8 protein-coding genes, 2 tRNA genes and 3 rRNA genes are annotated in these 13210 nt (G+C 45.5%); 3 read left to right on the forward strand and 10 right to left on the reverse strand.

Annotation, left to right across the window (positions count from 1 at the left end; translation table 11 throughout):
* Window positions 1-32: 32 nt before the first annotated feature.
* Entirely contained in the window at window positions 33-2432 is a 2400-nt protein-coding gene (locus JSU04_12790) for a hypothetical protein (GenBank protein MBS1971182.1), read from the forward strand.
* Window positions 2433-2437: 5 nt separating this feature from the next.
* Here the strand turns inward: JSU04_12790 and JSU04_12795 are convergent, their stop codons facing one another.
* Both JSU04_12795 and JSU04_12800 read right to left on the reverse strand, forming a co-directional pair.
* Complete coding sequence (locus tag JSU04_12795) at window positions 2438-3028, reverse strand: hypothetical protein (GenBank protein ID MBS1971183.1); 591 nt, start codon at window positions 3026-3028, stop codon at window positions 2438-2440.
* A gap of 52 nt (window positions 3029-3080) precedes the next feature.
* Window positions 3081-3329, reverse strand: coding sequence for a hypothetical protein (locus tag JSU04_12800; GenBank protein ID MBS1971184.1), 249 nt, complete (start codon window positions 3327-3329; stop codon window positions 3081-3083).
* Window positions 3330-3499: 170 nt separating this feature from the next.
* Here JSU04_12800 and JSU04_12805 point away from each other — a divergent pair, with 170 nt between their 5' ends.
* Window positions 3500-3916, forward strand: a complete 417-nt coding sequence (locus JSU04_12805; protein ID MBS1971185.1) for a hypothetical protein — start codon at window positions 3500-3502, stop codon at window positions 3914-3916.
* 71 nt (window positions 3917-3987) lie between these two features.
* Here JSU04_12805 and JSU04_12810 read toward each other — a convergent pair whose 3' ends face one another.
* Together JSU04_12810 and JSU04_12815 are read right to left on the reverse strand one after the other, a co-directional pair.
* On the reverse strand, window positions 3988-4695 hold the full coding sequence (locus tag JSU04_12810) for a hypothetical protein (protein ID MBS1971186.1): 708 nt from the start codon (window positions 4693-4695) through the stop codon (window positions 3988-3990).
* Window positions 4696-4951: 256 nt separating this feature from the next.
* Window positions 4952-6118 (reverse strand): hypothetical protein, encoded by a 1167-nt coding sequence (locus JSU04_12815; GenBank protein ID MBS1971187.1) that lies wholly within the window; start codon window positions 6116-6118, stop codon window positions 4952-4954.
* A gap of 311 nt (window positions 6119-6429) precedes the next feature.
* Here JSU04_12815 and JSU04_12820 point away from each other — a divergent pair, with 311 nt between their 5' ends.
* Window positions 6430-6975: a hypothetical protein gene (locus tag JSU04_12820; protein MBS1971188.1), complete on the forward strand. Its 546-nt coding sequence runs from the start codon at window positions 6430-6432 to the stop codon at window positions 6973-6975.
* A 57-nt stretch (window positions 6976-7032) separates the two neighbouring features.
* On the opposite strand, the gene rrf is transcribed toward JSU04_12820, so the two are convergent.
* From rrf to JSU04_12850, 6 genes are all read right to left on the reverse strand, one after another.
* A 5S ribosomal RNA gene (gene rrf / locus JSU04_12825) occupies window positions 7033-7149 on the reverse strand.
* Window positions 7150-7252: 103 nt separating this feature from the next.
* Window positions 7253-10186, reverse strand: a 23S ribosomal RNA gene (locus JSU04_12830).
* A 90-nt stretch (window positions 10187-10276) separates the two neighbouring features.
* Window positions 10277-10353: transfer RNA gene (locus JSU04_12835), tRNA-Ile, on the reverse strand.
* Window positions 10354-10472: 119 nt separating this feature from the next.
* Window positions 10473-11986 (reverse strand): 16S ribosomal RNA (locus JSU04_12840).
* Together the 16S, 23S and 5S rRNA genes with 2 tRNA genes alongside form the textbook arrangement of a ribosomal RNA operon.
* Before the next feature lie 283 nt (window positions 11987-12269).
* Window positions 12270-12345 (reverse strand) — tRNA-Ala (locus tag JSU04_12845).
* Window positions 12346-12509: 164 nt separating this feature from the next.
* The gene (locus JSU04_12850; GenBank protein ID MBS1971189.1) at window positions 12510-13028 is read right to left on the reverse strand and encodes a hypothetical protein; all 519 of its coding nucleotides are present in this window, start codon (window positions 13026-13028) and stop codon (window positions 12510-12512) included.
* Between the last annotated feature and the right edge of the window lie 182 nt (window positions 13029-13210).

Below are 13210 nucleotides of genomic sequence, written 5' to 3' on the forward strand. Positions count from 1 at the left end.
TATCATAGAATATGACCGCAAAAGGAGTTTTTGTGCTTCGATTCTGGCTCTCCGGTATTGTCATCGCCGTTTGTCTTTCATACTTTCTGCAATTCAATGATTCTCCGAAATCTGGCGGAGCTCGCAAGCCTGCCTCGCTATCACTTTTTAAAGGCTCTGCCCTTGATGCCAAAGACATCCTCGAAGCTGCCTCTGCACCGGACTTAAAAGTCACTAAAGCCCGCGTAATGATCGATAACGACGCTGCCTTCGATAGCAAGCTCGAGGCGATCCGGTCAGCACGCCCGGGAGAGACCATTCGCCTTTCATATTACATATACTCTCAAGACGAATCCTCGGCCGTTTTCTTAGCAGAACTTCTCAAAGCGGCAGCCCGTGGCGTGCATATTCGCCTGATGGCGGATTTTATTACCAACTACGGCAACTTGGATCTCTTCTCATACTTAGAGGCTCAAGGACACGGCATGATTCAGATCAAGCTCTATGGCCGACCGACTCCTCTCATCGTACGTGATGTGATGTTCATGACTTCTCCATGTCCCTCTACATCAGATAAGGTCAAACCAACAACTTGCTCTGATGCTAAGTGGGCTACGCTTGGAAAAGCCTATCCGGATTTCTATGCTCGTCTTCTGTTAGCAGGCCTCTATGATTTAGATTTCACAGCCGTCACGACGGCGATTATCAAAGGTCAAATTTTAGACATCGATGGCCTTATGAAAAGTGGAAATGCTTCTTCTGATGACAAAAAACAGCTGCTCGAGTTCTTTAAGCTTGTCTACAAGGCAAAGGCAAAACACGATCCTATCGCCGGAGTGAAAGTGCTCCTCGCTCTTCAGCTCTACGGCGACAAGCTGAACCCGGTCCTCAACGAAATTTTGGGACGAGTCCCCCTCTCTCAAAAAGGCGACAAATCTCTGCAGGACTGGGAGCATGTGACAGACTTTACACATCACAAAGTTCTCATTGTTGAAAACCGCTTTGTTCAGCTTGGCGGCCGCAACATAGAAAACTCCTACCATATGAAGCCAAACACACTGACCACGAAGTATATCTTTATGGATACTGATATGTCAGCGGAGCTCAGTGGCGGAGGCGAGGCCATCTCCAAGGCCTACGATCGCCTTTGGAACTTTAGCACAATGACGGTGCCACTTAAAGATGTCCGCTCACTCATGCCGAACGATTATGTCGTCAATAGTGAGGCCATGAAAGCTAGTTTCGATAAGTGTGCAAATAAGAATTATCAAACGCCGGAAGATCGCATTCGCTTCGAAAAATGTGTCGAGTTTGAAATCACCCGCCACCCGAAATATGAAACCTTGCCAGCGCGAATGGCGAAAATCGCTAAAACACTCGAAAACGGAGTAAAGGCCTACAACACGCTCTACTTACCAAAGAAAGCATACACTCAATCTTGGAAGACAGGCCCCACATACTCTGACGAGCTTTCGCCAAATGATATGAATGGCCTACTCCTCGCCTATATTGAAAATCTTCCTTTCGACCGCCGAGAAAAAGAGGCAAATCTCGAGCGCCGCTTCGGTTCCATTCCTGGTCAAGAACTTAAATACGGCAAGTACATCCATCAGCTTTGGTACAAGGGACTTGAGCACGCCTGCAATACTTCTGTAAAAGAAGGAAAAGAAAAGCGCGTCATTATTCACTCTGCATACTTCCTTCCTCCGGCACTCCTGCTGAGTGGTTTTGCAAAAATGATGGACGGTACGTGGGACTGCCATAAAGTCCGTGTGACATTGCTAACGAACTCTCCGGAGACAACGGACTTGAATCACATCAATATTGCTGCCCGCTACGTTATGTCAAAGTTCTTCCAAACAGTCCAAAACCGTCGAGAGATCTTCGGTTCATACTCTGACGCTCGCGCGGCCCGCTTTGAATATTTCGAGTATGTAAAAGAGTCTGCGGGATCCGGTCTTTCTCTCCACACGAAAGCCAGCGTCTTAGGCAATGATATGATTATAGGCTCTGCAAACGCGGATGTTCGCAGTTACTATATGGATACGAACAACGGCTTTTTCGTACGTGGCGCTAAAGAGCTCACAGCTTCCTATGTAGAGTTCATTGATAGCATTACCGCAGACCGTAAGAAAACCCGCGATCTCACCGCAGAGTACAGCAACCCTGCGATGAGCACCGAGAGCATTTATGCCAGTGATAAAAAAATGTTAGAAGGGCTTTTATCTAAGAGCGACTTCACCAAGAAACTAAGTCCCGAGATGAAAGAGAAAGTCTTTAGTGCCTTTCATAGCATCGTTGGCTTTGTTTCTGATGCAACTACAAAAATTCTAATCAAGGACCGTAATAAGTTTGCAGGTGTCGCTGAAAACGACAGCGATTCACAGAGAAGACAGGAACAGGCCCAGAAGGAACAAGCGATGAAGTACGATCGCCTCCTGCAGCTTCTATAAAAACACTAATTGGCTTGAATGGATTGAACCCACATAATTTCGCATGCTCCGGCCCCGGAATCCTCCCGGGCCAAAGAACTCTTCGCATCACTGCCGTCCGGAAAATTGATTCTGACAAGAAATCCCTTGAGCTCGACAAGCTGACCACGTCGAAGCTTTTTAATCTCCTGCTCTACGTATTCTGTCGATGGAATCAAATGCATATTAGCACTGCTTTGAGTAATAAGCCGAGGTTCAGCCGGCGGATCGCCTCGCCAAGAATAAAAATAAAAACGTCCCTCTTGCCATATGTTCAGGCTCTCGATGACTTTCGTGTCAGACATAACTCCCCAGCCAAGCGCAACATCTATAGGGACGACATGAGCTAGCTTGTCGATCCAATAATGCTCTGTCGAAAGCACCCGTGCTTTGATCGAATACTCAGCCAAGGGATCTAAGACGACGTTTTTATATTTGATAGGTTTTTCAGAAATATCTTTTTGAACAGGACTCTCTGAAACGAGAACCCCATAAGGATGTGCGACTTCACGCTGGCTCCAAAACTGATAGGAGCCAATAACAAGGACTAGTATCAGGATGATGAGCGGGCGATTCATATCGTCAGCTTCCCCGAACTAGTCCTTTTCGGCAAATCAGATTTTGAAAAGTCTAGTAAGGCATTCCGTTGATGTAATCAGAACCAGTGTCGCGGTCGTTACCTTCGTAAGTGCCGCTGCCAGGAACATATGTATCGTCAGAGCTTTGATTATCCTGATCATCATTGCAGCCATAAGCCGCACAAGGCTCGGAAGCAGGACGTGGATTGACAGGCTGATTTTTAGAAGAGCCTTTACGAGCTGCTTCTGCAGTCATAGCTACCGTGAAAACCAACATAGCAACAAATGCCATTTTCTTCATTTCATCTCTCCTTAGTTGAGGTCCAAGGTATCCCCAAAGCATGGAGTCTGGTCAATGTGGAAGCCCCCCATTTCCTTTTTTTCACGAGGATGTCGCACGTAAGGTACAGCATTTGCTAAATCTACAGGGAAACGGGCCAACCAGGGCCCTCTGAAAATAAAGAGGCTTTTATGAAGAACAAGGTTCCTTATATTGTCTTGATGTTACTCTTTTCGACACTCTCAGCATGGGCGAAAAACCCGTGCTATTGTTACCCGATTCCGGAGTCTAAGACCTATCAGGGAGAGGCCCGTAAAAAGCACATAATCGGCTATACGATCGACTGGAGCTGTAAATACACCTGCCATACCGGAGAAGGCCAGGAGGCCTCCCAGGGCGCTTTGGTGACGGGATTCTACCATGAGTATTTTATGCGAGCTGAGATCGGAACTGAGGGCATTTGCGAAGGAATGGTCTATAAGTCTCAATACAATCCTTATATCAATCAAGAAGTCTATTCCTATACCGGCGAAACCTTTGGCTTCAAACCTTCGAGCTCCCACTCCGCAGACCTCCAAAAGTGGGCCCAAGCAAATAGCTGCGACTAACCCTAAAAACAAAAAAACCGCTTTAGTGAGCTACTAAAGCGGTTCTATTAAGAAATTTCTCAATCTATTTTCTAAGCAATCTTTTTGATCTGGGCCAGCTTATCTCTGAGTGTATGAACTTCTTGTTTCAGAGAGTTATTCTCCAACATGAGTTGGTTCACTTTCCTTCTCATCTGATCCATTTCCGCGCCACCGCTTCCACCACCGGAGCTTGACGGTTGCGCAGAAGAACTTGAAGAAGCAGGTTTAGAATCATCTGTATAATTAATTTCAATTTTACTCAAGAAAGCAAGACCGGAATCAGAGTGATTCAATCGCTCTTCGATGTTTTCTTCAATGAAAAGATCTGCATCGAATTTTTCAAACTTGATATAACCAGAAGCTGCAATACCACGAACTTCAGTGATGAGCTTCATTTCACAAGTTGCTTTTTCAGCAGGATTTGGATTGAGCTCACCCATTTGGTCGGTAATTTTTCTTTTCGAAATTGGCGGAAGCGGAGTCAAAATCTTCTCAATTTCCTCTGAAGAGCGACCATGTAAGCACACGCAAAGTGTGAGCGGCTGCAAGCGCGTGAGGATCTCAGACATAACATCCTGAGGCCATGTAAATACACGGTCGACTGTTAACATCTTCTTCTTCAGCTCTTGTTCCCACGCTGGGCTTTCTTGGTTGATAAGACCAAGGAACTGCTCTTGCTTCTTCCCGCCGGAAGTTTCAATGAGAGTTAAGAGTTGAACGAAGCCACCTTTTTTCTTGTAACGATCTAACATACCCATGGGAAATAAATCGGCGGTTTCTCGGAAAACTTCACCTCATTCCCGTCTCAAAGCGGGATTTAACTGAAATTTTGCGAGTCTGCGATCGGCTTCACTGTCGCTTGAAAAAGCAAAAGGCCCTCGATCACGAGAGCCTTTTCAAATTAAGAATTATTATGTTCGCTGATTAAAAGTTCTGCAAAAAATCGAAAATTCGACTGCTTTCAACTCCTACTTTTTCGAGCCAACTCGCAATTAACTTTCGAAACTTCCGATCCTACAAACTGTTACAAGTATATTTTACTTTTACAGTCGTGCCAGGAGATAGCTGAGAGCTAAACTTAATCAAAGTACCAGTCACAGAGTAAGTCACTCCTGCTTGACCAACAATTGTAACGCTCAAATCTTGCGGATTCGCGCAAGCAAGAGTCACGCTATTAATACGATCTAAAATATTCGTGCTAATTTGTCCTAACTGGCTGGTGTAGTCACTAGCACAAATGTCACCAATAACCCCTTGGGTCATCTGCGAGGCCTGCTTGTAAAGCTGACCGATACTGCCATTCACAGTTGCAGCACCATTTACAATTAACTGATTATCCTGAATTGATTTACAAGAATCAGAAGAAGTAATGATTGAATGTACTGTAAGAATTTTTCCACCGCCGTAGATACCACGCAAATTACTCAAAAGAGTTTGCGGCTGATCGAAGGACTCCAAGCTATAGCCCGGATATGCTGACGGATACATATATAATTGAGAACGCTCATCCTCATCAGACAAAACAATCACTGCTAAATGAGAGTTGCTTCTAAGAAAGCTATTTGGATTATTTTTAATAACGAGATTTGCCGCATAAATGCCACGTTCGTCACCAGACGGGCAATTTGTCGAGTAAGCAGCATCATAACCACTTTTTCCGTAGTTATTTCTAATGAAATTTTCACAAGATGTAGTCTCTGGGCGCTGCAAAGCCGCCTTAAACCAAGCGTCTTTCTGAGCAATCGAGCCCGAACTTGTCGTTAGGTAATAAGCACCGTTACCAAATTGAATCAAACGCCCATCTTGCAATGCGCCATTTTGATTGATAGCGCGAGCAGGATTATTGGAATTTGAAATATCGGTTGTCGTAATTGCGATGCGATAGTCTGCATGCTGCGCTTCAAGATTTTGAATAAACCCGCTAAGTCTAGCGGCCAGCTGTGTTTGTTCAAAAGACATAGATGCTGAATTGTCATCAACAATCAGAATATCTACTAGGCCACCGGCCACAGAAATAGTCTCATCAAAATAGTCTTTACCATTTTGAGTAAGACAGTTTTTTCCGGAGTTTTGACACTTGTTAAGTTCTTCATCCTTGGCAAAATTAACAGGTGAACATCCAACATAAATGCTGACGAGCGCCGGAACTGCTAGAAATTTAAGAGCTCTACTGATGTTCATGATGACACCTCACCTCAACAGGAAACATCCAAGCTCAGTGCCAAACGCTCACCCTCTCTATAAGATTATGAAATAACTAAGGAATTCCACATTTTCAGTCCCTTCCCCCAGGCTCCATAACTGTCTATACTGTCGACATCAATGTCCCGTACTTAAAAATATATAAGTACTTTCAATAATTTAACTAAAGGCCCTATCTCAGAAGAGCACCAACAATTTTTGTTACCGCTATTGAACTAAATACAAAACCTGGAAGTCCTGAATTTCACGGCAACATTGTCGTTCAAAGGAAAAGTGGGTGAGATCAATATATGGATACAAAAATCATCGGCATCATTCTCTTAATCTGCGCGGGTCTCGTTTTTCAATATAGCTACGATGGCTTCATGGATTCTTTCTTCTCTCCCGAAGTAAAACTCAAAAGCACTATCGAAAATGACATTAATAATTCTCTCTCCCAAGAAAGCGTTGAGAATAAAAGTAATATTCATCATGTGAAGTTCGTCTATAGATCGACGGATGCACTGAACTTCCTAAAAAAACATCCACCACAATTTCAAATTAATAAAGAAGGTAAAATCTGGCTTGAGGTTGAAGTCTTAGATCTTCAAGACAACGAAACTCCAGGCTTCATCACGCAAATTAGCGTCTTTGATTTAAAGACCAAAAATAAGATCTCTGAGTTTGGCCAAACTTACTATTACAAAGACTTCGACAAAGATTTTAAATTAAAGATCACCGGAGTCAGTCCAACCCCAGAAACCAATTCAACGAGTGAAAAGCAAAACTCAGAAAAGACATCAAAAGAGATAACTTCAGATTCTAAAAATCCATCCAAATCAGAAGTTAAAAATTGAAACTCAAACGCACAAATAAAAAAAGCCGATTGGTTTCCCAATCGGCTTACAAAAAAGAGCTGGCATCGTGCTACTCTCCCACACGGTTGCCCGTGCAATACCATCGCCGCAAGCGGACTTAACTTCTGAGTTCGGAATGGGATCAGGTGTGGCCCCGCTGCTATAAACGCCAGCAAAACATATTCTATTTTAATTAATTCAAGGACTCTTGAATGATTGATTTAATTGATTTTTAGCAAAAAGGTTAATTACCATATTAATAATATTAAAAAATTAATAAAAAAAGCCTCACGACCTATTAGTACGGATCAGCTGAATACATTACTGTACTTACACTCTCCGCCTATCAACCTCGTAGTCTCCGAGGAGTCTTTAGGGGCCCGAAGGCCCAGTGAGATCTAATCTCGCAGTTAGCTTCCCGCTTAGATGCTTTCAGCGGTTATCTATTCCGAACATAGCTACCCTGCATTGCCGCTGGCGCGACAACAGGAACACCAGAGGTTCGTCCATCCCGGTCCTCTCGTACTAAGGACAGGTCTGCTCAAATCTCATACGCCCACAGAAGATAAGGACCAAACTGTCTCACGACGTTCTGAACCCAGCTCGCGTACCACTTTAATTAGCGAACAGCTAAACCCTTGGGACCTGCTCCAGCCCCAGGATGTGATGAGCCGACATCGAGGTGCCAAACTCCATCGTCGATATGGACTCTTGGATGGAATAAGCCTGTTATCCCCGGAGTACCTTTTATCCGTTGAGCGATGGCCCTTCCACGCGGGACCACCGGATCACTTTGGCCTGCTTTCGCACCTGCTCGACTTGTAGGTCTCGCAGTCAAGCCCCCTTATGCCAATGCACTCGACGCCTGGTTTCCGATCAGGCTGAGGGGACCATCGCGCGCCTCCGTTACTTTTTGGGAGGCGACCGCCCCAGTCAAACTGCCCACCAGACAGTGTCCTTCGCCCTGATAATGAGCGCAAGTTAGATGTCAAAGTTTCCAAGGGTGGTATTTCAAGGTTGCCTCCACCGGATCTAGCGACCCGGCTTCAAAGGCTCCCACCTATCCTACACATGAAAACTCTAAAATCACTGCCAAGCTACAGTAAAGGTTCACGGGGTCTTTCCGTCTTTCTGCGGGTACTCGGCATTTTCACCGAGAATTCAATTTCGCGAGGCATTTGGTTGAGACACCGGAGAAGTCGTTACGCCATTCGTGCAGGTCGGAACTTACCCGACAAGGAATTTCGCTACCTTAGGACCGTTATAGTTACGGCCGCCGTTTACTGGGGCTTCAATTCTCGGCTTCGCTTGCGCTAACCAATCCTTTTAACCTTCCAGCACCGGGCAGGCGTCAGCATGTATACTTCGTCTTGAGACTTTGCACATGCCTGTGTTTTTGATAAACAGTCGCTACTCCCATTTCTCTGCGACCCACAAAAGCTTGGGGAGCAAGTCCTTACACTCTCGTGGGCACACCTTTTCCCGAAGTTACGGTGTTAAGTTGCCGAGTTCCTTAACCAAAATTCACCCCATCGCCTTAGGATATTCACCCCACTCACCTGAGTCGGTTTACGGTACGGGCGATCTCTTAAACTATCGAAACTTTTCTTGAAAACATGGCTTTTCTCGCTTCCGGGACAAAGTCCCTCGCATTCACGCCTCAGTGTTATGTGCCGCGGATTTGCCTACGACACCACCTACACGCTTACACCTCAATCCAATAAGAGGCCGAGATATCCTATTCTGTCATTCCTATAGCAATCCGAGATCGGTAACGGAATATTAACCGTTTTGCCATCGACTACGCCACTTGGCCTCGTCTTAGGACCCGACTAACCCTGGGAGGATTATCCTTGCCCAGGAATCCTTGAGTTTTCGGCGCCCGGGTTTTTCACCCGAGTTCAACGCTACTTATGTCAGCATGATCACTTCTAGTTCGTCCAGCTGTCCTACCGGTCAACCTTCATCCTATACTAGAACGCTCCCCTACCCCTGTACTTACGTACAAGCCATAGCTTCGGTACTACACTTAGCCCCGTTGTATCTTCCGCGCAGAGTCACTAGACTAGTGAGCTATTACGCTTTCTTTAAAGGATTGCTGCTTCTAAGCCAACCTCCTAGTTGTCAAAGTAACTCCACAACGTTCTCCACTTAGTGTAGATTTTGGGACCTTAGCTGATGGTCTGGGCTCTTTCCCTCTCGTCACAGGACCTTATCACCCTATGACTGCCTTCCAGGGTACATATCAACGGCATTCGGAGTTTATTTGGGTTTGGTAATCTGGTAAAGACCCCTAGCCCATTCAGTGCTCTACCTCCGTGATACAATTTACCTGAAGCTATACCTAAATATATTTCGGGGAGAACCAGCTATCACCCAGTTTGATTGGCCTTTCACCCCTAATCACAGATCATCAAAAGAATTTTCAACTTCAACTTGTTCGGTCCTCCACGAGGTGTTACCCTCGCTTCAACCTGTCCATGATTAGATCACCGGGTTTCGGGTCTATCCCTGCAGACTAAATCGCCCTATTCAGACTCGCTTTCGCTACGGCTACACCTGTCACGGCTTAACCTTGCCTGCAAAGATAACTCGCTGACTCATTATGCAAAAGGTACGCGGTCGCTCATATAAAGAGCTTCCACTGCTTGTAGACTTACGGTTTCAGGTTCTATTTCACTCCCCTCTCGGGGTTCTTTTCACCTTTCCCTCACGGTACTTGTCCTCTATCGGTCACTAAGGAATATTTAGGCTTAGAAGGTGGTCCTCCTAGATTCCCACAGGATTTCACGTGTCCTGTGGTACTCGGGATGCCACTAGCGCTCTCGACTTTTTCGGTTACGGGGCTATCACCCTGTTTTGCCAGTCTTTCCAGACTGTTCACCTAAAATCTTAAGTCGCACATTATGGTCCCACGACCCCTCATTCAAAAAATGAATAAGGTTTAGCCTGATCCCCGTTCGCTCGCCACTACTGGGGGAATCTCGTATTTGATTTATTTTCCTGAGGGTACTGAGATGTTTCACTTCCCCTCGTTCGCTTCTTGCAGTTATGTATTCACTGCAAGATACCAATAATTGGTGAGTTGCCTCATTCGGAAATCTCCGGATCAAAGTGTGTGTGCCACTCCCCGAAGCTTATCGCAGCTTACCACGTCCTTCATCGCTTCTTAGTGCCAAGGCATCCACCGTAAGCCCTTTGTAGCTTTAAAATGGTAATTAACCTCGCTAAAAATCAATTAAATCAATCTATTCAATTGTCAAAGAACTAAAAACACATAAACATTCGAGCGGCTTTCAATTGGTGGGCCTGAGAAGACTTGAACTTCTGACCCCACGCTTATCAAGCGTGTGCTCTAACCAACTGAGCTACAGGCCCTTAAAGCCTTCACTCTTTCAAAACTAAATAGCTAGAAAAATTTTTTGGGACTCACTCTCGATCCGAAGATCGGAGTTGACCTAAGAATGTCTCAACCGAAGTTGAGAAAAATTCCTTAGAAAGGAGGTGATCCAGCCGCAGGTTCCCCTACGGCTACCTTGTTACGACTTCACCCCAATCATCGACCATACCTTGGGCGCCTGCCTCCTTGCGGTTAGCGCAGCGACTTCTGGTACAGCCGACTTTCATGGTGTGACGGGCGGTGTGTACAAGGCCCGGGAACGTATTCACCGCGGCGTTCTGATCCGCGATTACTAGCGATTCCACCTTCATGGGGTCGAGTTGCAGACCCCAATCTGAACTTAGATAACTTTTGTAGGATTAGCACCATCTTGCGATTTAGCATCCGTCTGTAGTTACCATTGTAGCACGTGTGTAGCCCTAGGCATAAGGGCCATGAGGACTTGACGTCATCCCCACCTTCCTCCGGTTTAACACCGGCAGTCCATCTAGAGTGCCCAACTGAATGCTGGCAACTAAATGCAGGGGTTGCGCTCGTTGCGGGACTTAACCCAACATCTCACGACACGAGCTGACGACAGCCATGCAGCACCTGTGTACCGACCCTTGCGGGCGACGACATTTCTGCCAGTCTTCCAGTACATGTCAAGCCTAGGTAAGGTTCTTCGCGTTGCATCGAATTAAACCACATGCTCCACCGCTTGTGCGGGCCCCCGTCAATTTCTTTGAGTTTTAATCTTGCGACCGTACTCCCCAGGCGGGATACTTAACGCGTTAGCTTCGTCACTGAAGGGGTCAATACCTCCAACAACAAGTATCCATCGTTTATGGTGCGGACTACCAGGGTATCTAATCCTGTTTGATCCCCGCACTTTCGGGTCTGAGTGTCAGTGTTAGGCCAGTTACCCGCCTTCGCCACCGGTATTCCTCTTGATATCTACGTATTTCACCACTACACCAAGAATTCTAGTAACCTCTCCTACACTCAAGCTTCGCAGTATCAAGTGCACTTCCAGGGTTGAGCCCTGGGCTTTCACACCTGACTTACAAAGCCACCTGCACCCGCTTTACGCCCAATGATTCCGAACAACGCTAGGATCCCTCGTCTTACCGCGGCTGCTGGCACGAAGTTAGCCGATCCTTTCTTACAGGGTACATTCATTGTGTTATTCCCCTGCGACAGAGCTTTACGACCCGAAGGCCTTCATCACTCACGCGGCGTCGCTGCATCAGAGTTTCCTCCATTGTGCAATATTCCCTACTGCTGCCTCCCGTAGGAGTCTGGACCGTGTCTCAGTTCCAGTGTGACTGATCATCCTCTCAGACCAGTTAGAGATCGTCGCCTTGGTGAGCCATTACCTCACCAACTAGCTAATCTCACGCGGACTCATCTTCAAGCGAAAAACCTTTAACCCCTAGATCCTCAGATCCTGTGGTCTTATTCGGTATTAGCTAATCTTTCGACTAGTTATCCCCAACTCGAAGGCAGATTATCCACGCATTACTCACCCGTGCGCCACTAGTACTCATATTGCTACTTTCCCCGTTCGACTTGCATGTATTAGGCACGCCGCCAGCGTTTGTTCTGAGCCAGAATCAAACTCTCCAGTTATAATTCTGTTTAGAATAAACACTAGCTTACGCTATTGTTTGTTCGAATATATTTTGAAATTGTGAGCTATACATTACTGTATGCTCAAAGAGCCCAAAAAATTTTCTATCTAGCTATTCAGTTTTCAAAGAGCGAAATCTCTTAACAATTTTCTTTTTCATCGTTGCGAGAGGTAATGTTTTTATTCGCTTACCTTTCGTCCGTCAACATCTTTTTTTCTTTTTTTTCGATTTTTTTTCTTATCGAAAAACTTTACTTCAAAAACGTCTACTTTGAACATGCTTGGTGGAGGCAACAGGGATCGAACCTGCGACCTTCTGAATGCAAATCAGATGCTCTCCCAGCTGAGCTATGCCCCCGTTCAAAGTTCGGCTGTTTTCCTTCATTCGGTGCCAAAGGTCAATAGCAATTTTAAAATTATTTTCGAGCAGAAAAACTGCCTAAAAGACATACAAAAATACCTGCCCTATATTTGGCAGGTATTTTAATTTAAGTATTTGATATCACTAATTTATATTAAAAATTAGGCGCAAGCCTTGGATCTTGATGCGATTAGTCGATTTAGCCACTTTCTTTCAAAAGCTAGGTCAAACCCCACCTGTTCGCCACCAGATAAAATCGAAAAATAGACCTTTTTGAGGATTTCAACCTCTCCATCGGCTCCAGATTCAGCCCCCATAGACTCTTCGATAGCCTCAAAGACGCTTAAAAGGTCCGGAGTCGTTACTACCTTAGGGATGCGAGTGATATCGAGACCTAAAGTCTCTACAGGTTTAAAGCCAATAAGAGTGTCTGTGAAAAGAACCTTATGGCCGCCTTTAAGATTCAACTGAATGAATGGCTTCCCATCTGCATCCATACGGTGAAGGATCTCTCCAATGTCTTGCACAGAGAAGGTAAAGATCTTTCCGTCGAGATCTTGGAAGATTTGAACCTTGCCGCCTTCGCCAACTTTAGCCTTTAAGCCACGTGATGAATCGACGTAATTCAGGATGCTGTCCAAATCAGTGGTGGTCGATTTGTGTTTATTGGAGCTACTCAACTAACCCTCCCAGAATAGCACTCTAATTTCTACACTTCTCCTATCGTCGATCGATTTGTGGGACTTTATGTTTTTCTTCATTTTCCTCTGAATCCGGTCTTGTATCGGGCTCAGGTGTCTCAAAGCTGAACGCAGAGAGCCTTGTGAGAAGTGTCTACATTTGAGATAAATAGAGGCAGGAA

Source organism: Bdellovibrionales bacterium (genome assembly GCA_018266295.1).
In the GTDB taxonomy this organism is placed as follows: Bacteria; Bdellovibrionota; Bdellovibrionia; order Bdellovibrionales; family Bdellovibrionaceae; genus JACMRP01.

Excerpts from the sequence above, each read along its gene's own strand:
- JSU04_12810 (MBS1971186.1), bottom strand. The coding sequence starts at position 4,695 with ATGGGTATGTTAGATCGTTACAAGAAAAAAGGTGGCTTCGTTCAACTC.
- JSU04_12820 (MBS1971188.1), top strand. The coding sequence starts at position 6,430 with ATGGATACAAAAATCATCGGCATCATTCTCTTAATCTGCGCGGGTCTC.
- JSU04_12795 (MBS1971183.1), bottom strand. The coding sequence starts at position 3,028 with ATGAATCGCCCGCTCATCATCCTGATACTAGTCCTTGTTATTGGCTCC.
- JSU04_12815 (MBS1971187.1), bottom strand. The coding sequence starts at position 6,118 with ATGAACATCAGTAGAGCTCTTAAATTTCTAGCAGTTCCGGCGCTCGTC.
- JSU04_12800 (MBS1971184.1), bottom strand. The coding sequence starts at position 3,329 with ATGAAGAAAATGGCATTTGTTGCTATGTTGGTTTTCACGGTAGCTATG.
- JSU04_12805 (MBS1971185.1), top strand. The coding sequence starts at position 3,500 with ATGAAGAACAAGGTTCCTTATATTGTCTTGATGTTACTCTTTTCGACA.